The following is a 20,861-nucleotide window of genomic DNA, read 5'->3' as shown; positions in this document are numbered from 1 at the left end:
CACGAACACCGAACGGTCCACAGGGAGTACGCGTGAGACATTCGATACCGGCTGCTGCGTTGTTCTGCCTATTGCTCGGCACGGTTGTCAGGGCCGAGCCGTATCAGGTCGTCACCGAAGAGTGGGCACCGTATAACTATCAGGAAAACAATCAGCTCACCGGCATGACCACCGAGATCGTCCGGGCGATCATGGCGCTGACCGGGGATGATTTCGAGGTGCTGTTGCAGCCCAGCATGCGCGCCACCCAAATACTCAAGCACCGCCCCAAGACCATCATGTACTCCCTGTTTCGCACGCCGGAGCGCGAGTCGTTGTACAAATGGGTCGGGCCGATCGTGGAGGAGTCCATCCACCCCTATCAACTGGCCAATACCCCGCCGTTGAACACCCTGGAACAACTCCTGAACGCCCCGCAGATCACCACGCGCCACGCCGGCCTGGTGCCCCAGATGTTGCAGTCGCTGGGCTTCAACAACCTGGACAAAAGCGCCACCGAGAGCAAGTTGCTCTACCGCATGCTGCTTGCCGGACGCACCCAGATCATCGTCGGCGACACCGATGCGGGCGTGGCTTATTACAGCCGACAGTTGAACATCGCGCCGGGCACCTTGCGACGGATTCCGATCGAACTGTATCGCTCATCGTTGTACATCGCCTTTAGCCCTGACAGTGACGATGAAGTGGTGGCGGCGTGGGCTCAGGCGTTGGAGCAGTTGCGTCGTTCCGGGGACCTGGAGCGGATTCAGCGGCGGTATGAGCGATAAGACGTGCGGCGCTGGCGCCATTCACTGAACCAGCGATGCGATATCGAAAACCGCTCCGCAATCAACTCATCCACCACGGTTTGACGCTGAGGCCGCGATCACGGATCAGCGCGTGTAGGGGCCTTGCAAGATGACCTGATTGCCAAGGAACCAGCCAAACCAACTGGTTACACCGAGCCAGGGATCGGTCCGGGCCATGATGTCCATCAGGTTGACGTTCAATGTGCTGGTGAGGTCCGTCATCATCGCTGACGTCGGATAGCTTTTGACGATATTACTGTCGCTCCAGATGATCGCGAACTCGTAATACGTGCCCTCGACATAGGTTCCCTCGGGCGCTCTGGGAATGGTGAGTGTCGAGTAAGCATCATAGCCACTGCCGCTGAGCGGATCGGGGCAGGCCCAGGCGACTGCCCAGAAGAGCGGCATCAGGTTCTGGTAGGCCTGCAACATCAGCCCGTTGGCCATGGCGGTGGCGGTGGAGCTGTCGCCGTCCGAGGTCGAGGAACCCCCATTATTGCCAGTGGGTATCGGCAGGTTGCCGTTGTCGGCGTAGTGGTAGAAGTTCATCAGACGCCCGTGGTCGCTGGCGATGGTCGTGTAGAAGTTACTGAGGCTCTTGTTGCTCGTTTCGAAGGAGTCGGCGACCTGCTCCCAGTACTGGCCGATGGTGATCGAGCTGGATGATCCGTCGAGGCTGCTGGTGATCACGCGGATGACATCGGTCACCGCCACCACCGCAAGGTTGGCCCAGGGGGCGACGGCTTCGGGGAAAAACCACACCAGCGAATAACCGAGATCCTTGAGCAGTTGGCAGAAGTCCAGCAGCGCGCTGTCGTCGGTCTTGGCCTGCATGTTGGCGATCGCGCCGCTGATCAGGGTATTGGCCGTGCCCTGGGCCGTATTCAAGGTGCCTTGGGTGTAGGTGTAGAGCGATTGAAGCTGTTCGATGGCGCTCATCTCCTGCCAGACCGTATAGATGATCTGGAGCCAGTCGTCGGCGGCCACACCCGTCGGTGCCGCGGGGGCGGTGGACGAAAAACCGTAGTTGCCACTGGTGTCGAACTGCAACCAGGTGGCAAGCTCGGTGGCGACCGTGTTCGGCGACCAGTCCGGTGACGCCAGCGCAAGCGCGCGTGGGTCGAGTGGGTCGTTGGAGTTTGCCCCGTTGATGATATTGCCAAGCGCGACGCACAGCGCCGAGTAGGCATTGTTGAAATCAGGCCAGGCCACGGCGGGTTGGTCGACGATGGATTGCAGCAAGTCCATGGTCGGCTGTTGTGGTGCGAAGCAAATGACGACGTCGTGAGTGAAGATGGTGTACCAATCGTTCTCCACCGCGTATTTGGCAGAGCAGTAGCCAAAGGTCCCTGCGCCGCACACCCCCCCGTAGCGCATGGCCCAACGGTTGGCCGCCACGGCGAGGACACTCATGTTCGAGTCCATCAGGTTCGGGCTGTTCAAGGGTTCGAGGATGCCCGTGAGAATCTGATCCATCAGGGCGGCGCGACCCGCCTTGAGTACCTGGATACCAGGGGTGTAGCTGAAGGCGTAGACGCCTCGGTAGTTCTGCCCGCTCTCGACCACCATTTCCCAGCTCGGGATCCCGGCCGCGTAGGGATTACCGTTAGCGTCGATTTGCGTCTGGGCATAGGCGTGGGCAGCAGCGGCCCAGCGGCGCTCGTCAGGATCGCCGGTCTGGTTCGAGGTCAGCGTGAGGGGCGGCTGATTGCCGTAGGCGCTCGCCAGCGCGGCGTTGAGCTCGTCGTCGCTGGGCTGGAGCAGGGCAACTTGGGTGCCCAGCGGGAACAGGAACGCCCCGACGACAGGATTGCCGTTGTCATCGGAGCCCGTTTCCCACGATGGGATAGCGAACGCATAAAGCGGGTTGCCATCGTCATCCAGCTGGCTCAGCGCCCAACGAAGAATGCCGTTTGCCCAGTAGCGGTAATCGATGAAGGAACCGGTCAGCGGGGGATTGATGTCCGAGAGCATCTGCAGCACATCACTCCAAAGAATGTTCTGCCAGACAACCGCCACGCCGGTACTTTCGATGCCGCCATTGGTGGGTGGCACGGCGGAAAATGCAGGGGCGATGGCACTTTTCGTCTGTTCGGATTCGTCGAGATTGAACATGAGCGATATCCCTATCTGCGAGGCTACGGTGGTTTTGGTGATGCGCTTGGTGGGGGGGTGTGAAGTGACGGTGTTACGGAGTCTAGTTTGGTATTTGTACTTGGCTAGGCGTCGCAGAACCTGGGGCATATCACAGTTATCGAATTGTGATCGAGTCTCGATTTTTCTGGCGTTTTCACGCAGCCTGGACCGAAAGCGGCCTGAAACAGTGGTCAATGGCACGTTATCGTGCGCGCTGTCTGGTTGGCAGGGCTAATGCCAGTCAGTCAAGCGAAATAAAGCCGGGCAGTAGCCTCGTGGCGAGGGAGCTTGCTCCCGCTGGGTCGCGAAGCGGCCCTGTTTTTGGGGCGGCTACGCAGCCCAGCGGGAGCAAGCTCCCTCGCCACGGTTTGTGTGTTTGCCCGTGGAGTCACTTAACTGACTGGCATTAGAGGGATAGGCCTGTTTCCAGACAGATAGAGCGTCCGCTCAACCCGAAAAAGGGGGGCGTTCCAAGGCACGCCCCCCTTTTTTCTAGAAGCTGTACTTTGCAGTCAGCATCATATTGCGCGGGCTGCCGTAGGCATCACCGCCGTAGCTCGCGGAGTTGGCGATCGTCGAGTAGTACCGACGGTCGAAGATATTGTTGGCGTTGACCTGCAAATCCAGGTTCTCGTTGACCCGGTAGCCGGCCATCAGGTCCGTGACCGCGTAGCTGCCTTGTTTGAGCCGGTACTCATTGCCATCCACCAGCGGAATGTCGTTGTACATGCGGCTCTGCCAGGAGACGTTGCCGCCAACCCGCAGTTTTTCCAGCGGGCCCTGGAATTGATAATGGGTGGTCAGCTTGAACAGGTGCTCCGGTGTGTCGGTGTCGAACTGCTTGTTCACGTTCTGTGGGTTGGCGGCATCCTTGATGGTGTGGGTGCGCGCATAGGTGTAGCCACCGCCGACTTGCCAGTTTTCGGTCAAGGCGCCTTGCAGTTCGAAGTCGATACCCTGGCTGCGAATCTCGCCGGAGGCTTCATAGCAGCTTGCCTGTGGGCAGTTTGCCGTGAACAACTGTACGGCGCGGTTTTCCTGGTCGACGCGGAACAGCGCCACGCTCGCATTCAGCGCGCCACCAAAATATTCGCCCTTGATGCCGACCTCGTAGTTCTTGCCGACGATGGGCTTGACCGGGCTGCCGGAGGTATCTTTTTCGCGCTGCGGCGTGAAGATGTCGCTGTAGCTGACATAGACCGAGTGATGGTCGTCCACGTCGTAGATCAAACCGGCATAACGGGTGACGTTACGGGTGACCTTGTAGTCGGTGTCGCCATCCCGGTTATCGTAGTCGTACCAGTCCAGGCGCCCGCCGAGGATCAACTTCAACGGGTCGGCCAGGCTCAGGCGTGTGGTGAGGTAGACGCCGTCCTGAGTGGTCACTTCGCGCTGGTTATCGGTGTGGACGAAGTTCGGTTTACCCGCATTGATCGGCCAGTTGGTGTCGTACGGGCTGTAGTTGTGGGTATTCATGTCGTAGATGCGCTTGCTGGCGCCCACCACCAGTTCATGGCTACGCCCGAACGCCTCGAAGGGCCCGCTGGCAAAGGCATCCACGCCGGCCTGGTTTTCATCGAAGTCGGCCTGGTAGGCCGTGCGGGCCAGTGTGTTGTTGACCCAGCGCGATTGGTAAGATCCGGAGAACAACGCGTTCTGTTCGGCGTAGTTGGCGTTGACCTGAAGGTTCCAGTCATTGGCCAGGCGATGACGGACTTCGGCGAATACGGTGTTGATCTCCTGATCCTTGTTCTCCCAATCCGTACCGGGGTTGTAGGAGCGTGGCAGGTCCAGATGATGGCCGTCCTGACCGATCATCGAGGCACCCCAGAAGTAATTGGTCTTGTCTTTCTGATGGGAAAAACCCAGGGTCAGGGTGGTGTCTTCGCTCAGGTCCGCTTCGGTGACCGCGTAAAACAGGCCGTGATCTTCCTCGACGTTGTCGATGAAGCTGTTGGCGTCGCGGTAAGACGTCACGACCCGACCACGCAGCGTGCCACTGTCGTTGAGCGGGCTGGAGGCATCGACCTCGCCACGGTAGTCGTCCCAACTGCCGGCGGCACCGGTCAGGGTGAGTTTCTGCTCGGCCAATGGCCGCTTGCGGATCAGGTTGATGGCGGCCGAAGGGTTGCCCGCACCCGTCACCAGACCGGTGGCACCGCGCACCACCTCGACCCGATCGAACATCGCCAAGTTAGGCTGGGCACCGACGTTAACGCCGTCGTAGCCACTCGGGATGCCGTCATACATCAGGTTGTCGATCTCAAAACCGCGCGCCTTGTAGGTCTGCCGACCAGGACCGCCGGAAAAGTCCAGGAACAAGCCGGGCGTCGCCTTGACCACGTCGTTGATGCTGGTCATCGTCTGGTCATCCATGCGCTGGCGCGTAATGACGGTGACGGCTTGCGGGGTTTCACGCATTGTCAGCGGGAGTTTGGTCGCGGTCGACATCGCGCCGGTGGTGTAGGACTCGGTGCCTTCTGTGGTGCTGCCTAATTGGCCGCTGCCGGTGACTTCGGTTGCGCCTAGCTCCAGGGTGGCGGGTGGCGTCGTGGTGTTGTCATCGGCGTAGGCGGGGGCGAGGGCGGCCATGCAGATGGCCATGGCCAGAAGATTGCGGGTAGGGGTGAAGTGACGTGGTGGGGTGGCACGAGTCGACATGAATAGATCCTGATGCTAATGCGCGTGAGAGTAATTCGCATTAAGTATCACAGGATTTGTCTGGGCGATAAAGTTTGTTGCGGTTGGAGTAGGCGATGCGCAAGGGCGTAGGGGGACACACTTTTGGAGCCTAGGGGGACACTTTCCTCCCTCAGGACTGTCCGCCAGGCATCACGATATTCGATTCGATTTTCTTCCCCATGCTGATGCGCGGTTCGATCGAGTAGCCCAGCGACTCGTAGAAGGTTTTGACGTGCTCATTTGCGCTGACAATTTGCAGGTTGATTTTCATGCACCCTAGGGCAGTCAGGGCACCCTCTAATATCCGGCCATTTTCAGGCCATCCCTAGGGCACCGGCCTCTAAATACAATTTAAGGCTGGTACTCTATGTATTCATTTTTTATAGTGTCGATTAGCCTTGTTATGGTGTAGTTTCTATGGTTGAGAAAGTCTGGTAGATGGTATTGCCTGACATGGTTGGCGAAAGCGTTTAAGGCCGCGCAAAGTTGTTCGGCAGCGAGGAAAATATCTTTTTCCCAATTGATAAGGGCAGCGTCGAATTCTCTTGCTTTTGGGTGAGGATATATTCTTTTCCAAGAGTTGTCCCAGGTTCTCTCTCCGTTCTTTTCTGTAGTGTTGTCGGCGTAGAAGCGATTGACTAAGGTGTTGATGCTTTTGATGAGGTTGTCGGTAATGTCTTTTTCGGGCTCACTAAAATGTATAGAAAATAGTGTTGATCTGATTTCAGAGAGCAGGTTTAGGTAGGCTTCGTCAACAGCGAAAAATGGTATCTGTTCGTCAATTGATTTCCAGAGGTCGATTGGAAGTTTGCTGGAAACAACGTCGGCGGCGACTTTAATGGCTGATTTGCTGGGTCTGCCACTGGAGTGTTTTGCAATCAGGTGGCCCTGTTTTTCTAGGGGTAAATTATAAAATATACTTTGGAGGTTTAATGCGGTAAGTACCTGGGTTTTTATGTTGTGCTCAATTCCTAGTCCGTGCACGCGCTCGATTAGCTTTTTATCGGCTCCTTTGAATTTGTCGTTGATTACAAATATGTATTCTTGAATTTTAATTGTGTAGTGCCACTTGCTGGCTAGTTTTTCAAAATCCTCGATTAGCTTTGATGAGGCGGTGTTAATGGTTGAGCTCGTTATGGATTCTGGAGCGTACACCTGATAGAAGGTTCCTGTGGCTGGCACGAAACCGTCATTGCCACCATCCAGTTTTTGTCGCACGGGGCAGAAGCCGTTCGTGTCATATACCATAAGCTCATTAAAGAAGCCTTGAAATGACAGTCCGTCGAGTTTGTGGAATATAAGTTCAAGTTCTGTGTCGTAGCTCATGTTAGGTTTGTCATGCGGCAGAGAAGGAGTAATAGTATGCGCAAAGCATTGATCGAACAATGTCAGTCTAGGTTCTGTACGAAATCCTTTGAAACCGCCGTCACCGCACTTGAACACTGACATTCGATAGAGTTCGCGCCCATCGAAGGCAGGAGGCCACGATGGTGAAACGGTACGAAATTCCCGATGCAGCCTGGGAGCTGGTTGCTGACCTCTGTGAACAGCCCGGCGCAGTGGTCGGCCCAGAGCCGATGATCGTTTGATGCTCAATGGCGTGCTCTTGGTGCTTTGCTCAGGTGCCGCATGGCGCGACATGCCCGAGCGCTTCGGGGCTTGGTCAACGGTCTACCAACGGTTTCGGGATTGGCGTAACCAAGGAACGTTCGACCTGGAAACATGGATGATCGACTCCACGGCTGTAAGCGCAACCCGAGCCTCATCAGGCGCCGGGAAAAAAGGGGGCCTGATGAACCCTCAGACCACGCGCTAGGCCGCAGTCGCGGAGGCCTGACGACCAAGATTCATGTGTGGTGTGACGCCAACGGCATACCGCTGCGTTTTCTGCTTTCGGGTGGGCAGGTCAGTAATATCTCGTATGCCCAGCCCACTGCTCGATGAAGCCTATGTCCCCAGCTTACGCGGTCGTCCTCGAAAGCGTTGTCGCTGGCTCTTGGCTGACAAGGGCTACGATGCCGAAGCCCTGCGTCGCTACTGCGACCGTTACCGGATGCAGCCAGTAATCCCTCTGCGAACCATGAAACGCAAACCCAAGCCCGGCTTGCCCCGCTTGTTTGATCGGCCAAAATACCGGCAGCGCAACTTCATCGAGCGCAGGTTCGGCTGGCTGAAAGAGAACCGCCGCATCGTCACGCGCGTCGACAAGCTCGCGAAAAGTTATGCAGCGATGGTATCGTTAGCTTGTGCTATGCGGTGTTTGCGACATTACTTTTCGTACAGTGCCTAATATTGTTCCTGACCGTCAGGCCGCTGATAAAAAAAATTGGGTGGCATGTATTTAGCCAGTACCGGTATCAACCTGTTAAACGCTAATTGATCATCGCCCAATAAACTATCGATCTCTTTTTCTAATCGTTCAGTTGATAGCCCCTTACCCCATCCCATTATTTCATAGGAGCGCTCATGTTCTGACATCAACTCCAGCTGTAGTTTATACATGTCACGGCTGATTTTTTCGCGTCGATTTTGTCTTTCTAGGAGGGGGAGCGTTTCATCTACATAGAAAAAGTCTTTATAGAAAAATTCTAATATATGCTGCGTGCGCCATATTGGGCTGTAATATTTATCTGAGAATTCATATTGTCCAAGTATCAAGTTGTTGGAAAGGATCGCCGACATGACCTCTAAAGAAAAAGCTTCATTTCGAAACTCCTTGGGGGATACCGCAGGGTGATCAAATTGTCGCCAAAATTGCGATGCAAATATACCTGCCATTTGATCGGCGTCGACCTCCATAACCCTTCTTGTGGTATTGTCCAGCACTTCCTCTGTGTTCGAGGTTGGCGCTTCATGAATTTCTCCTGAGTGATCCAACTCACCTCTCAAATAAGATACGTGCCCTCGAAGGAAGTGTGCGAGCTCATGAAAAACTACGAACATTGCTGCCTTGATACTTATCTCTGTAGCCATCGCGCGAAAGACTTGATTCTCGGATAAATTGCATAGGTATCCTTGCTTTATCTCCAATGGCTTTTCAATAGGAGCTTTACCGCTCCAAAACTCTTCAAGAAAGCCAGGTGTCGAAAAAGTTGCGTGTAGCCTGTCGAGATTCTCTAGTAACACACCCGTATTGAGAAAAATTAATGCGGTATTATCTTTTTCATCATAAGACAGTCTGACCCAAGCATTGAAGCTCAGCGATGGAACAATAATGACTGCATATTGCCATGGGTATAATGACTGTCCTTTTCTTCTCTTCTTCATGCCGACTAGTTTTGATATCCAAAACGATAGTTGTGAAAGGGCGGAGTCAAATATTTCTTTGCCTTCTGAAGAGAGGTCAAGAGAATTTACGTAGTCTCGATTGAATTGAATGTCATTTTCGAGTTTTCCCTTGATTATAGAGCGTGCCTCTTGTTTTATTCGCAATGGGATCTTCCCAATGCAAAAGACTTCCGCCTTCTCCTCATAGTAAAGATTGAAGGGGTCTTCCATTTTTTTTAGGCGTCTACGCTTGAATGGCTTGAGTTTTGTCACATCTAAAAACGAGCTTATTTTCATGTCTTTCCCTGGACTTAGAGTTGCGGGTTTCAATCGCTGGCTGGAGAAGCGTTCACAGTTACTGCGTGGGTGCCCGCTTTTTCAGATGCCATAAGTATTAACCTAGCTTTATCCTACCCCACTCTCAACCCCCACAACACATGTTGCGTAGACCGCTCGACATCGCCAGCCCGGTGGGCAATCCCCCGTGGGAAAAGGGGGCGGATTATTTAACTCAAGATAAATAGATCTGTCTCCGTTATTCGGTCCCCATGCTCTCCGAATGGCATGGATTGAATGTGTGTCTTCCGGTCCATTTATTTCTGCGTGCCGCTTGTTTCCAACGTCGAAGCAATAAGGTCGCGCAGCCACATATGGGCAGGATCGCGATGCAGTCGCTCGGGCCATAACATCAGCATTTCAAACCCGGGAATGGCGAGGGGAGGTGCCTGGACGTGAAGCGCAGGCTCATGTTTCACCAGCCTTTCCGGCACCACGGCAACTAAATCGCTGTGCACCAATGCCGAGACCAGCGAGTTGAAATTGGACACGGACAATACCACTCGCCGTTCCAGACCTTCAGCTGCCAGCGCGTGGTCGGTACTGCCAACGAAGCCGGCGCCATCAGGTGACATGACGGCATGTTCAAGCGCGCAGAACGCTTTGAGCGACAGCCTGGTTGCCAGCGCGGGATGGTCGCGCCGTGCCGCCAGCACATAGCGTTCGTGAATCAAGGAACGCTGACGCAACTTGGGCGGCGCTTCATCGCGGGTGTGCAGCGCCAGATCGATAAGGCCGTTTTCCAGATCCTTGGCAAAGTCGACAGTCGGTTTATTCATAAGCGCTAACCGCGTGTACGGGGCCAGGTGCCTGAGCCGCGAGAGCGACGGCCAGATCAAGGCAGTCGTCGCATAATCACTGGCAGCGATCTTCCACGTTTGATCGGACCGTCCGGGTTCAAAAGCGGCAACAGGACTCAGTGCGCTTTCCAGCGCGGCCAACGCGTCACGCAGGGGCCCCTGCAATTCGCGAGCTCGCTCGGTGGGCGACATCCCTCGGGGGCCAGGCAGCAAAAGCGGATCATCAAGCAGATCTCTCAGCCTGCCCAGTTGCAGGCTGACGGTCGGCTGCGCGAGATTGAGCAAGCGCGCCGCCCGCGTCACATTTTGCTCGGCCAACAAGGCATCCAATGTGACCAGCAAATTAAGATCCAGACGGCGCAAGCTATTGTGCATGCAAATACCATGTGTTTCGGGAATTCATTTCTATCATAGCGGATGCATGCTTACGCTGAGGGACAAACTCAACGCGGAGCCCTCATGAAAATACTACTGATCTACGCCCACCCCGAACCTCGTTCGCTCAATGGCGCACTGAAGGATTTTGCGATCACTCACCTGGAAACAGCAGGTCACGAGGTCGAAGTCTCAGATCTCTACGGCATGGGGTGGAAAGCATCCCTCGATCCGGACGACGCCCCAGGTTATGACGCAGAAACGCCTTTCAACCCGGCACTTGAATCCCAGCGTGTATTTGCCGCTGACAGCCAACCGGCGGACATCCAGGCAGAGCAGGCCAAATTGCTCTGGGCCGATGCCGTCATCTTTCAATTTCCGCTGTGGTGGTTCTCGATGCCCGCGATTCTCAAGGGCTGGATCGAACGCGTCTACGCCTACGGGTTTGCCTATGGTGTCGGCGAACATAGCGAAAGCCACTGGGGCGATCGCTACGGCGAAGGCAGCATGACAGGCAAGCGCGCCATGTTGGTGGTCACGATGGGCGGTTGGGAGTCCCACTACAGTGGCCGAGGGGTGAACGGCGCGTTGGATGACCTGCTATTTCCTATCCAGCATGGGGTGCTTTTCTATCCTGGCTTCACGGTCATGCCGGCCTTCCCAATCTATAAGACCAGCAAGATGGACGCCGCCCGCTTCCAATCCATTTGCACGGCTTATGCCGCTCGCTTGGATACGCTTTTTAGTGATCAACCTCTGCCATTTCGTCGCCAGAATCACGGTGATTACGAAATCCCGGCGTTGACGCTTAAATCGCATCTTGCGTCGGGGCGTTGTGATCTTGGTATTCATGTCAGTGACGGGGAGAGGGTTTGAGGTGAAACGCGTATTGGAGGCTTGAGACCAAGGGGGCTGGTAGTTGGGTCGCGCACCTCGGGATTGATCATTCTTGGAGGTCAGTAATGACGGGCCCGGCGATGCTCAGGCTGAACCCTTCTTCGAAGACCCTGGCCCCCGTCTAAGAGCGAGAGATTATCCTCCGCGTACTCCAAGGCCCCCATGGCTGGATGTTGCGAGACATCGCAGTGCCGGATACCGCGATGGCCCGAATCAACCTGGCAATCCAATGAATCCGCAGCGACTTCGCCGAGTCCATTGGTGTTGAGCGATTGGCGCAACGCGCTTCAATGAGCGTCTCGGCATTCCATCGTCACTTCACGGCTGTCACCAACCTGAGCCACTTGCAGTACCAGAAGCGGGTTCGCCTGCATCAGGCCAGAACCCTGATGGTGGCGAATGCCAAAAGCGTCATGGCGGCTGCCTTCGAAGTGGGCTACGAGAGCGCGACGCAATTCAGCCGGGATTATGCGCGGGTGTTTGGACTTCCGCTTGGACAGGATGCGGGGAGGATACTTGGCAATATGAAAGCGGTTAGAGGCTAGTTGGTTGGTGGGTTGATGAGGAGATAGGCGATTTTCTTGATCGGCGGCTTTCGGCCAAGAGCGGAGGATAACCCTAGTCCACTCTTGGCTCGCAGCACGCCTTCGTCATCCCGCGATTCGCAAAAAAAGCGAATGCACGTTGCCTATCAGGTTTAGACGCCAGGGGTGGCTGCGCACTTAGTACTAGCTATCGCAACGAAAGCTCCCGGTGAAAATTTCGACTGAGTGCTAGTCTAAGGGTTGCCGTGCTTACCTATAATTTAATTGAGTGTTTTCTATGCCGACGCACGAACAGTACAATGGAATTTTCCTCTCGACAAACAGCCAATTTGCCGGACTACTCAAAATTGCTGGTGCGGATAGCATCCTTAAACTCGTAGGGAAAAGTTTCTGGGATCATCCCGAAACCGGACCTGCTGATATTCATGGAATGCTAAACGATGGCAAGAAAGTCTCGCTTCTGGATTGCGTGCTCCATGGTAAAAACCAACACCGCTTCGATGAGAATTCTCAGTTTGAGAGCATTTTTTTTCCGCACTACATCGTAGTAGGTGAAGAGTCTATTACTTCTGGTGAGCCTGTTATCCAGGCGATTCGCTACCACTTTCAGAATGTCGACTGCCTTGTAAGCGGGCGTGAGACCTTTCAATCACTATACCCAGAAATAGCAGAAATCCATCAGATTCTTGAGATGGATTACAAGCGTAAGGAAAAGATAGCAGAAGAGTATGGTTGGGAAAGCCGCGCTTTCAAGCCTCAGATCAGCGAGCATCCTCACTTGCTGTATTTTAGCGGCTTGTGGGAAATCGTAGCGAGCAACGCAAAGATTGGGAAAGTCTCATTGACGAACCGATCTTCTCATAACTCGGGAAGTGCTGCTGGAATAGGCATCAACAACGAAGTCACCGCCAATATAGAGTTCGCAGAACTTAAGACACTGAGCGAAGCGATCGATGCTCTTCGCACCTTACACGGGTTGTTTGAGCTTAGCCTCGGGCATCGTCAGCGCTTCCGTTGGATTGAGTTGGAACTGACTCAGCGCTCAAAGGAGCCCACGCCCGAGAGACCTCAGACTGCCCGGCTGTACTGGAGCTTGTGCAATGAACGCGTCGAGGGGAATTCCTCGACTAGTTTAGGTGACATTCTTCTTTGCCCAGATCGTAACCCTGAAGAGTTTGCCAAGGTGGCGACAGGTTGGATGGATAGTGCGGATACTATGGGTGATCCAAGGGTACGATTTGCGACCGCATTTTTTGGAAGCTACAGCATCAATCGTATAGTTGGCGCTGCCAACATGTTTGATTTGCTACCAGAGAGCCATGTACCTAAAACAAAGGAAACTGATGCGTCGCTGAAAGATGCGGTGGCGCAGTGCCGAAAAATATTCGCAGGCCTGCCGGAAAGTTTCGCTAGGCAGTCAGTTCTCTCAAGCTTGGGACGCATTGGTAAGGCGAGCCTGCGCGACAAGATACATCACCGTGCCGACAAAATAATCGAGGTGGCCGGCGATAAGTTTCCGGAACTTTATCTGCCATGCAATCATGCTGTTTTGTCTCGAAATCACTATGTGCATGGCAGCGCCGGGTCGTTCGACTATCAAAAACACTTCGCAGAATTCGCGTTTATAATTGACACGCTAGAATTTGTTTTCGCTGCCTCAGACCTACTTGATCTTGGGTGGGATATGAGAAGGTGGATGGGTCAAGGTATAACAATGACGCATTCATTTGGAGCTTATATAGTTAATTATTCGCAAAATATTAATCGACTAAAAAGTCTGGTAGGTCGGTAGGTGTTGCGATAAAGTGATGCTCGAGCGTCTGTAATGGGTTTCAGCCTCACGACAGGCAGCAATCAGCCAGACCTGGACGTTCTGCAAAACAACTGCTTTGGCGCTACGATATTCGACTCGATCTTTTTCCCAATGCTGATGCGCGGCTCGGTCGAATAGTGCAAAACATAAGGGGAGGCGAGATTACATTGCTTGGAGCGTGCCAATGCTCACTCGCCACTCTCTCTAGCGGAGTCTGATTATAGCTTAATGCTAGCGGTGTTTAGCATAAGAGAACATCATTTGGCACGAATCTCTTCGATCCAGTCAGGCGGTAGCTCATCAAGTTTGTTTTTTACTATTCGGGCATCATTATTCAATGCTGTGCGGAAAGCTTTTATAAAGTCAGCTCGTTTGCCAGTAGTTTCTGCGAGCGGGGGGATGGTAGTCATAAAGTAACTTCCAATATAGTTCTGTGTGTACCAGCTTTGTCGCAGGAGCGAAATAAGATTGTCTGCCAGAATTCCTTTATTCTGAAAGACAGCCCAGAAGCTATTCGCATAAGTGCCTAAAACGCCGCCGGATATTTTCTTTGTTCCATGTATGTCGACATGGCCAGCCAGTACGTCTTTGGTGATGAGCTCTTCAAGCCGTATTTGCACCAGCTTCCGCAATCCAGACCAGTTGGCTCGTGGTAAAGTAGAGAGTAGTCGTAAGTTTGGCGACCACTTTCCTCTTGGTGTCTCCTTATCGATAACGACGCTTAGGTGTGTGAGGAACTCGCTTCGTTTGGCAGTAGATAGTCGTGACCAAAGGACTCTAACATAGTTGCCATGTTTGTATTCATATACTAACTCGTCTGCGATGCGCTTAAGCAAATCAAATACAGCGTGGTCTGGTGTGTCTTCGCCTAATGCCGCTGCATACGCTTCCCCCTCTACAAAGTCTGTGTCGACTACACGGGAGAATAGGTGGTCAAGTGTACGCTGCTCCCGCCCAGGATCATCAGGCGAAGTTATCTTTATGAAGGCGGTACGTATGTCGCTTAACTGGGCGCGTGATCCAAGCATGTTATTGAATTCAGTGGCCTCAGCAGAGTCAATATCCGAATTGACGATTAACTCCTGAATCATTAGTCGGAGACTAAGTATGTCTCTGTTTAAACGAGATGCACGATTTTCACTTGTTAATGTTGACAGCGAATTCAAGTATAAAATGTCGATAATTTTGGCTGTGTTGGCACCAATCATAACGTTTTCAGCATGAAGATCCCCATGCGCCATACCTTGTGCGTGAATGTGAGCTAGTCCATCAATTATTCCTAGCCCAAACAAAACAACGTCAGCAGCTGTCAATTTTCCACGGCTGAGGTGTGTTGCAAGTGTTACTCCGTGAATCAACTCCATTACAACACAGCTAGCGTCTTTGCCAGTGTTTGGGTCTTGAATAGTTTCTAGGGTGAGGACCGCTACAACATTCGGGTGGGTTGCACGAGCTAAGGCTTTTGCATGCGCCAAGGCATCTGCAACTCCTAAACTAGCCTCCCTAACAATCTTTACAGCAACCTCTCTTTCTAATTCGTCTCGTGCGCGCCAAACATCTGCGAACGCTCCATCGCCAAGTTGCTCAATAAGTTCCAGCTTCATATCTATTCATTCCATCGGTTGGCGAGTCGGGGATTATATCTGTACGTCGGCGTGCGCAGTACTGGCCATACAAGAGCTAGAGGACCAGTTCGGCTCATCTCTTCACCAAGCTTGCTACGAGATTCTCACAACACACGAGAAGCCGCCGATTTTGCTTGATCATTGCAAACACGTCTCGCACCGCGAGCACCCTGAGCAGGTAGTCGAAGCGATTACCGACTTCATGAGTCAGGCAGAGCAACGACACGCAGCGTGTCCGTCAAACGCTCAATGAAGCTTATGTGCCAGAGTTGGTTAGTCTAATCGGAGCGGAAAATATGACTTCACGATAATCACCCAGCCAAGAGAGTCCCCGGCTGGGGCTACAGGTTATTTCAGTGCAGCGTTAATGTCTTTGAACAGCGCTGTAAACCGAGTAACAGTGTCATCGGTACAGTTTTCCATGATGTTTGCCACGAAAGCAGCAGCCACAGCGTAATGGTTATAACCTCCTGAGAGGCGAATTTTTATGCTATTGGTTGTGAGGTACTTTTCAATTCGCCCGACAATTCGATCCCCTAGTGGAAGGTCAGCTTGAGTAATGGCCTTATGGTCCAGCTCTTTCTGGAATACGCTTGAAAAAACCATCATGTATCTATCGGCGTCAAGCAAATCCTCGACATCCGTAGCAATACTGTTCTCCCCAATTTTTGAAAGATCGCGGAATTGGGAGAAATTGAATACCGATTTCTTCTTGAGCAATTTCTGCTGCACTAATGACTCAAGCTTTTGCTCCGGCTTCCCATTGTAATCATGCAATACCGCTAGATTAAGGCCATTTGCCCCCAACAAAGAAACAAAGGTGGCAACGTTGCTTAAGCCACCAGCCGGAACGATGGTGGCATTACTCATCAAGCCCGCATTTCCAGCGGTCTCGACTACATGGGACATAGCCTGCAAGATCGACAATTCAGAAATACCTTCAACCAGTAGGTTGAACTTTGTGACAAATAGATTTTGAGCTAAGTTCCAACCAAGTGCTGCCTGGAGAGGGAAAATGGTACGAGGATCAGAGCCTGAAAGGTTGTCCGAAACCACTGTACCAATCTTAACCTTGTCTTCCACCACACGCACCTGATGCAATCTGTCAGAATGCACCATGAACGGCGAGTGAGTGGTGTAGATCACCTGATAGTTTTTTGATAGGTGATCGATATAGCTCAGAAAATCTGTCTGTGCAAGCGCGTGAAGAGCCAGTGCAGGCTCATCAAGCAGAAGTACCAAGGATTTATTACTAGCCTTGCCACTCGCATCAAGCTGGTGCTGAACACTGTCGAACCATACAAGGAAGCTAAAGAACCAGATGAATCCACGGCTACGTTGATCAAAGGGTGTCGAAACACCACGATGACGGCGGTTTCTGATCCTGAGATAAATATTGGGCCCATTATTGAATGGGGCAGCTTCGGAGACGTCTGTGCGAATGTCTATTTCGACTTCAAGGTCTTCATTCTGCTTCCAGAACTCTAGAACTTGGTCAGTTAGACTGATAGAGACAGCTTCAATCTGTGATTTCAACTCCTCGTAGGATTTACCATTATCGAAATCAGTCAAATCCACCTCCGCCATTCGAAGCAGTGCAAGGACCGCTTGGTGCTTTGGCTCGATCTGTTTACTCGCATTAGCAGGATCAGCCGCAGCAGCATTCACTCGCTGCTTAAGATCGTGAAGGTTCAGCTTTCCGGGAAGCAAATCATAATCACTGAAATACAAAAAGCTGGGTATTGATGGCATTAAATTGATCAATACCTCATAGGCGGAGATGTGATCCCAGCCCTTACTCCCATCTGCGGCGGCTATTCTTTTTGTCAACGACTCGATCAACGTCGTATCCGCATCATTTGGAGATTCAAATTCTACGAGAGTCTTTGAGGCAGATCTGATAGTCGTCGCATCCTTGAGAATAGCTCTCACCCCTTCGCTCAAGGCCGCGTTCGTGGACATTTTCTTGAGTACGGGTCCATCAGTGACATTCAACGAATTGACTCGCTGATTTTTATAATCAAAAGTCACCGAAAACTCAAAGCCGTCGGTTAAGTCGGTGCCGACTAGCTTATTAACTCTCTCAATCTCCCGCGCAACAGCCCGATACGTCAATTTCACCGCGACGTCCGGCTCCTCTTCGTGACGACGCCTGTATGTGGTGACGTCTTTCCTTGGGTAGTCATCCGTGATGTTAAAAACCTCTCTACCCAAAGCATCTTTGGCCTTGTGCAACGCTTTGAGAAAAACTGTTTTTCCGGCCTCATTCATGCCGACCAGCACAGTTACTTCAGGATCAATCGACACCGCTTGGGGCTCATTGATTGAGCGAAAAGGTCCCACAGTTGCGCGTACGAGCTCCATGCATTCATCCCTTGATAACTGTCGCATCAGTTCCATGGCATTGGGCCACGACCTCAAGCTTTTGGCTGAGGATACCCATCCCCATGGGGCGAGTCTAGGCTCCAGCTCGTGGAGGTTTGCGTCGACTTCGGACTTCTATCAGGCATCCCATACCTGGCGGGCCTGAAGCCTTGCTGAAACCTCCCCATCCATCGGTGCACCTTTCGCTACGTCAGCTATTGGCCGCTCTCTGTCGGCTGGGATCTTTAAACTGGATGGTCAGATCTGATGCACGGTGCGAATACCATCCCTAATTATGTAAAACGGGCGCGTTTTAGACGCCCGTCGTTCCATCAGCTTTCGACCTGCGCTTGAAGCCGCCGACCAATCACCTCCAGCAAATCACAGCCATCCCGCAACGGAATTACCAGAAGCTGTGCGAAATCTGAAAGCACCACCGTATCGCTGGTGATTTCAGAGCGAAACGCAATGTTCTCCAGTACCTGCGTCACCACACGGATGCGGTAATCAGCGGTTGCATGCAGGACGTCCAGCGGGGCTTGAGTATCTATGAGGAGGGAAGCGGGAGTGCAGTCGATGCCGGTGATGGGGACATATCTTTCCATGTTCAAAACTCCGATCTAATGAGGTTTTAGCCACTCAATCGTCGCCAAACAATTGGGTGGCAGTTGTACGCAGGTTGGCGAACCGGGATCGGAAACCGGCAGACCCGAAGGCCTCCCACGCACAACTGCCGTAACGGGCAGCCGTGCAAGTGTGCCAAAGCCTCTGCAAAAAACGCAGTACTTTTGCACTCGATCCTCAGGTCGCCAAACCTGATCGCCATTCTGCGGCGATGGAAATGACTATAGATTTCACCAGACACGACGAGCAAGACACCTGCTTCCGAGAGCCTTGTAGGAATCGAGACAGTTTTTTGCCAGAGATAACCGGGCAAACAGAGGCGCAGTCAAACCTGATCGACACTGGACAGCTGCCCGGCGGGGGATCTACCGTCGCGAGCGGCCCGGAGTCATCGAGCCAGGTGATTTGATTAATAAAGGAGATGGGGCATGGAGAAATGGACGCTGCACTGGCTGGAGGCCTCGGGGAGTCTTGCCGAGTTTCGCCGCGAGCTGGTTGATGAGTTTGACGCCGCTTACGAGGCTATTGCTTGCCTGATGCCCCCGCCGAGACTCGATGTCCTGATTCAGAGGCTACCGGGCGAAACCATTCCGGAAATGGGTCTGGTAGGACGGGCGTATCGCAGCTCCATGTTTACCATGACCCTTGATCCCGACAATCCGAATTTCTTTTCCAGCCTGCGCACCGGCGCACTGCGTCGACAGGTTGTTCATGAGGTTCACCATTGCCTGCGCATGGGCGGTCCTGGTTATGGTTGGACGTTAGGCGAGGCGTTGGTCAGCGAAGGGCTTGCCGGTCAGTTTGTTCGGCATGTGCTTGGTAGCGATCCGGAGCCTTGGGAGCATGCCATCGCATCTGCCGATCTTTTGCGCTCACCGGTTGGGCTGCAAACTCTTGAATCACGGTATTACGATCACAACGAGTGGTTCTTTGGTTTTGGCGACAAACCCAAATGGCTCGGTTACTCGTTGGGTTATCAAATGGTCGGGCGTTGGCTTGCATCGAGGGGCGAAACTGATATTTCGACCTGGGTCAACGCATCTGCAGCAGACATCATGGCCAGCGCGCTGGAAGAAGGTTTGGTGTTGGCCGAGTCCTGAACGCTTGCCGCAACCTTTCAATTACCTGGCTGATAGAGGGCCCATGGATCGCAGGCGGCGTAGGGCTCTCACCAAACTCACGCCAGATGAACAATGTCAGCTCGGCACCATCGGTCAATGTCTGGGCGTTTTCTTGAGTGCCAAAGGTCTCCAGCAACCTGTACCGCGCATCTTTCCAGAACAGTGCCTCGACCCAGTCGTACACCGGGATGAAATGGAAATGGATGGGGTAGCGGGGATCGTGGCCGAAGCGGCTGATGTAAAGCCATTTGGGGTTCAGTTGTGTTTCAACGACGCTCTGAATGTTTGCCATTAGGCTACCCAGTTCGGCGAGTGCGGGTTCGGGCAGTTGCGCCAGTGAGTTAACGTGATGCTTGGAGCCGAGCATGAGGTAGCCGGGCAGGGCGGAGGCCAGGTGGTGGTTGACTAGCCAGTGGGTGGTTTCGTGGAGGATGAAGTGGGGGGCTAATTTCAAAGCTGACTCCCTGTTAATTTGAAATCTTCGTTTATCAGGTTGATCGGGTATTGGGGCTGCTGCGCAGCCCAGCGGGAGCAAGCTCCCTCGCCACAAGGGGTAGTGCTGCAACTAGCCTTCGAACTCCGTTTGCAGCATCGTCAAAAAAGCTTCTCTGGCAGGATGCCGGCCAGCGTTTTCATGCCAGTAAAAAAGGTTATCGATGCCCGTCAGCTCAGGAAATTCATACCCCGTCCAACCCGCCCCCTGGCGGTATTGCTCATAGATCCCCCGGGGCACCAGCGAGACGCCTGCGCCAGCGCTGACACAGCCAACAATGGCGCCATAACTGGCGATGCTGATGATCGGTTGCACTTGGTCATGACGCAGCAGCCACTGTTCCAGAGCCAAGCGGTACGGACAGCCCGTGGGCCACATGAAGATCGCCTTGCCTTGCAAATCGGCGGCGCTGCGCAACGGGCCGTGGGACTCGGAGGCGATGAGCACCAGGTCTTCGCGGTACATCACGGCTCGCTTGAGTCCAGGCCGTTCGATGTCCACCGCGACGATCACGCCGTCGAGCCGGTGATGCTGGATATCGTCCAGCAGCTGCGCCCAGGTGCCGGTGCTCAGTTCCAGTGACACTTGTGGATACTGCGCGTGGTATTTGGCGAGCAATTGAGGCAGGCGCCCGGTGGCGCTGGACTCGATTGCGCCGATGCGCAGTGGGCCACTCGGTGCGCGGGTGGGGGCGACTGCGCGGCGGGCTTCTTCCGTCAGGCTCAGTATTTTTGTCGCGTACTCCAGAAACACTTCGCCCGCCGGGCTGACCCGCAGCCCGCGACCTTCGCGGAAAAACAGCGGCGTGCCGAGTTCTCGTTCCAGGGACTTGAGGCGTGCAGTGATGTTGGACGGCACGCAGTGCAGCACTTCGGCGGCGCGGGCGATGCTGCCGGTTTCGCAGACGGTCTTGAGCATGCGCAGTTGAGACAGTTCCATAGCTCACCAAAAGTGAATGGTGGGCTGAGTTTAAGTCACTTGTGCTGAGGTGGGGT

14 protein-coding genes and 3 pseudogenes are annotated in these 20,861 nt (G+C 53.6%); 6 read left to right on the top strand and 11 right to left on the bottom strand.

All coding sequences use genetic code 11. The annotated features are described in order from the left end of the window. Positions 1-32 precede the first annotated feature (32 nt). Positions 33-767 carry a substrate-binding periplasmic protein gene (locus tag AD659_RS16210; protein ID WP_053123046.1) on the top strand — a complete coding sequence of 245 codons (735 nt, stop codon included), beginning with the start codon at positions 33-35 and terminating at the stop codon, positions 765-767. A 105-nt stretch (positions 768-872) separates the two neighbouring features. Here AD659_RS16210 and AD659_RS16205 read toward each other — a convergent pair whose 3' ends face one another. The 4 genes and pseudogenes from AD659_RS16205 to AD659_RS16190 form a co-directional block, all read right to left on the bottom strand. After that, positions 873-2,903, bottom strand: coding sequence for a hypothetical protein (locus tag AD659_RS16205; protein ID WP_053123044.1), 2,031 nt, complete (start codon positions 2,901-2,903; stop codon positions 873-875). Between the two features lie 513 nt (positions 2,904-3,416). Then, a complete protein-coding gene (locus tag AD659_RS16200) occupies positions 3,417-5,585 on the bottom strand; it encodes a TonB-dependent siderophore receptor (RefSeq protein ID WP_053123041.1) in 2,169 nt (722 codons plus the stop codon). Between the two features lie 151 nt (positions 5,586-5,736). Beyond that, a pseudogene (locus tag AD659_RS16195) lies at positions 5,737-5,913 on the bottom strand (GNAT family acetyltransferase); the annotation flags it as partial. 44 nt (positions 5,914-5,957) lie between these two features. Beyond that, positions 5,958-6,932 carry a hypothetical protein gene (locus AD659_RS16190; protein WP_053123039.1) on the bottom strand — a complete coding sequence of 325 codons (975 nt, stop codon included), beginning with the start codon at positions 6,930-6,932 and terminating at the stop codon, positions 5,958-5,960. Positions 6,933-7,093: 161 nt separating this feature from the next. Between AD659_RS16190 and AD659_RS29335 the strand changes: the two are divergent. Further along, a pseudogene (locus AD659_RS29335) lies at positions 7,094-7,896 on the top strand (IS5 family transposase). Here AD659_RS29335 and AD659_RS16175 read toward each other — a convergent pair. Both AD659_RS16175 and AD659_RS16170 read right to left on the bottom strand, forming a co-directional pair. Beyond that, entirely contained in the window at positions 7,893-9,170 is a 1,278-nt protein-coding gene (locus AD659_RS16175; protein ID WP_053123037.1) for a hypothetical protein, read from the bottom strand. The pseudogene AD659_RS29335 and the gene AD659_RS16175 overlap by 4 nt on opposite strands. A gap of 296 nt (positions 9,171-9,466) precedes the next feature. Beyond that, on the bottom strand, positions 9,467-10,384 hold the full coding sequence (locus AD659_RS16170; protein ID WP_053123035.1) for a LysR family transcriptional regulator: 918 nt from the start codon (positions 10,382-10,384) through the stop codon (positions 9,467-9,469). An 84-nt stretch (positions 10,385-10,468) separates the two neighbouring features. Here AD659_RS16170 and AD659_RS16165 point away from each other — a divergent pair, with 84 nt between their 5' ends. The 3 genes and pseudogenes from AD659_RS16165 (at position 10,469) to AD659_RS16155 (ending at position 13,618) form a co-directional block, all read left to right on the top strand. Continuing rightward, on the top strand, positions 10,469-11,260 hold the full coding sequence (locus AD659_RS16165; protein ID WP_053123033.1) for an NAD(P)H-dependent oxidoreductase: 792 nt from the start codon (positions 10,469-10,471) through the stop codon (positions 11,258-11,260). Between the two features lie 146 nt (positions 11,261-11,406). After that, positions 11,407-11,826: pseudogene (locus AD659_RS16160) on the top strand (helix-turn-helix domain-containing protein); the annotation flags it as partial. A gap of 277 nt (positions 11,827-12,103) precedes the next feature. Next, positions 12,104-13,618 (top strand): ApeA N-terminal domain 1-containing protein, encoded by a 1,515-nt coding sequence (locus AD659_RS16155; RefSeq protein ID WP_053123031.1) that lies wholly within the window; start codon positions 12,104-12,106, stop codon positions 13,616-13,618. A gap of 278 nt (positions 13,619-13,896) precedes the next feature. On the opposite strand, the gene AD659_RS16150 is transcribed toward AD659_RS16155, so the two are convergent. The 3 genes from AD659_RS16150 to AD659_RS16140 form a co-directional block, all read right to left on the bottom strand. After that, entirely contained in the window at positions 13,897-15,243 is a 1,347-nt protein-coding gene (locus AD659_RS16150; RefSeq protein WP_053123029.1) for a protein kinase domain-containing protein, read from the bottom strand. Positions 15,244-15,612: 369 nt separating this feature from the next. Continuing rightward, entirely contained in the window at positions 15,613-17,628 is a 2,016-nt protein-coding gene (locus tag AD659_RS16145; protein ID WP_053123027.1) for an AAA family ATPase, read from the bottom strand. Positions 17,629-17,960: 332 nt separating this feature from the next. Beyond that, positions 17,961-18,233: a hypothetical protein gene (locus AD659_RS16140; protein ID WP_025569626.1), complete on the bottom strand. Its 273-nt coding sequence runs from the start codon at positions 18,231-18,233 to the stop codon at positions 17,961-17,963. Between the two features lie 447 nt (positions 18,234-18,680). On the opposite strand from AD659_RS16140, the gene AD659_RS16135 reads away from it, so the two are divergent. Beyond that, positions 18,681-19,352, top strand: coding sequence for a DUF2268 domain-containing putative Zn-dependent protease (locus AD659_RS16135; protein WP_053123025.1), 672 nt, complete (start codon positions 18,681-18,683; stop codon positions 19,350-19,352). On the opposite strand, the gene AD659_RS16130 is transcribed toward AD659_RS16135, so the two are convergent. After that, a complete protein-coding gene (locus AD659_RS16130) occupies positions 19,306-19,827 on the bottom strand; it encodes an HIT family protein (RefSeq protein WP_053123023.1) in 522 nt (173 codons plus the stop codon). The two genes, AD659_RS16135 and AD659_RS16130, sit on opposite strands and share 47 nt — an antisense overlap. Before the next feature lie 111 nt (positions 19,828-19,938). Further along, positions 19,939-20,805: a LysR family transcriptional regulator gene (locus AD659_RS16125; protein WP_053123021.1), complete on the bottom strand. Its 867-nt coding sequence runs from the start codon at positions 20,803-20,805 to the stop codon at positions 19,939-19,941. Positions 20,806-20,861 lie beyond the last annotated feature (56 nt).

Source organism: Pseudomonas thivervalensis (assembly GCF_001269655.1).
Taxonomy (GTDB): Bacteria; Pseudomonadota; Gammaproteobacteria; order Pseudomonadales; family Pseudomonadaceae; genus Aquipseudomonas; species Aquipseudomonas thivervalensis.
The sequence above is the reverse complement of the archived record's forward strand: the minus strand, read 5'-3'. Positions and strand labels throughout refer to the sequence as shown.

Excerpts from the sequence above, each read along its gene's own strand:
- AD659_RS16205 (WP_053123044.1), bottom strand. The coding sequence starts at position 2,903 with ATGTTCAATCTCGACGAATCCGAACAGACGAAAAGTGCCATCGCCCCT.
- AD659_RS16200 (WP_053123041.1), bottom strand. The coding sequence starts at position 5,585 with ATGTCGACTCGTGCCACCCCACCACGTCACTTCACCCCTACCCGCAAT.
- AD659_RS16190 (WP_053123039.1), bottom strand. The coding sequence starts at position 6,932 with ATGAGCTACGACACAGAACTTGAACTTATATTCCACAAACTCGACGGA.
- AD659_RS16175 (WP_053123037.1), bottom strand. The coding sequence starts at position 9,170 with ATGAAAATAAGCTCGTTTTTAGATGTGACAAAACTCAAGCCATTCAAG.
- AD659_RS16170 (WP_053123035.1), bottom strand. The coding sequence starts at position 10,384 with ATGCACAATAGCTTGCGCCGTCTGGATCTTAATTTGCTGGTCACATTG.
- AD659_RS16165 (WP_053123033.1), top strand. The coding sequence starts at position 10,469 with ATGAAAATACTACTGATCTACGCCCACCCCGAACCTCGTTCGCTCAAT.
- AD659_RS16155 (WP_053123031.1), top strand. The coding sequence starts at position 12,104 with ATGCCGACGCACGAACAGTACAATGGAATTTTCCTCTCGACAAACAGC.
- AD659_RS16150 (WP_053123029.1), bottom strand. The coding sequence starts at position 15,243 with ATGAAGCTGGAACTTATTGAGCAACTTGGCGATGGAGCGTTCGCAGAT.
- AD659_RS16145 (WP_053123027.1), bottom strand. The coding sequence starts at position 17,628 with ATGGAGCTCGTACGCGCAACTGTGGGACCTTTTCGCTCAATCAATGAG.
- AD659_RS16140 (WP_025569626.1), bottom strand. The coding sequence starts at position 18,233 with ATGGAAAGATATGTCCCCATCACCGGCATCGACTGCACTCCCGCTTCC.
- AD659_RS16135 (WP_053123025.1), top strand. The coding sequence starts at position 18,681 with ATGGAGAAATGGACGCTGCACTGGCTGGAGGCCTCGGGGAGTCTTGCC.
- AD659_RS16125 (WP_053123021.1), bottom strand. The coding sequence starts at position 20,805 with ATGGAACTGTCTCAACTGCGCATGCTCAAGACCGTCTGCGAAACCGGC.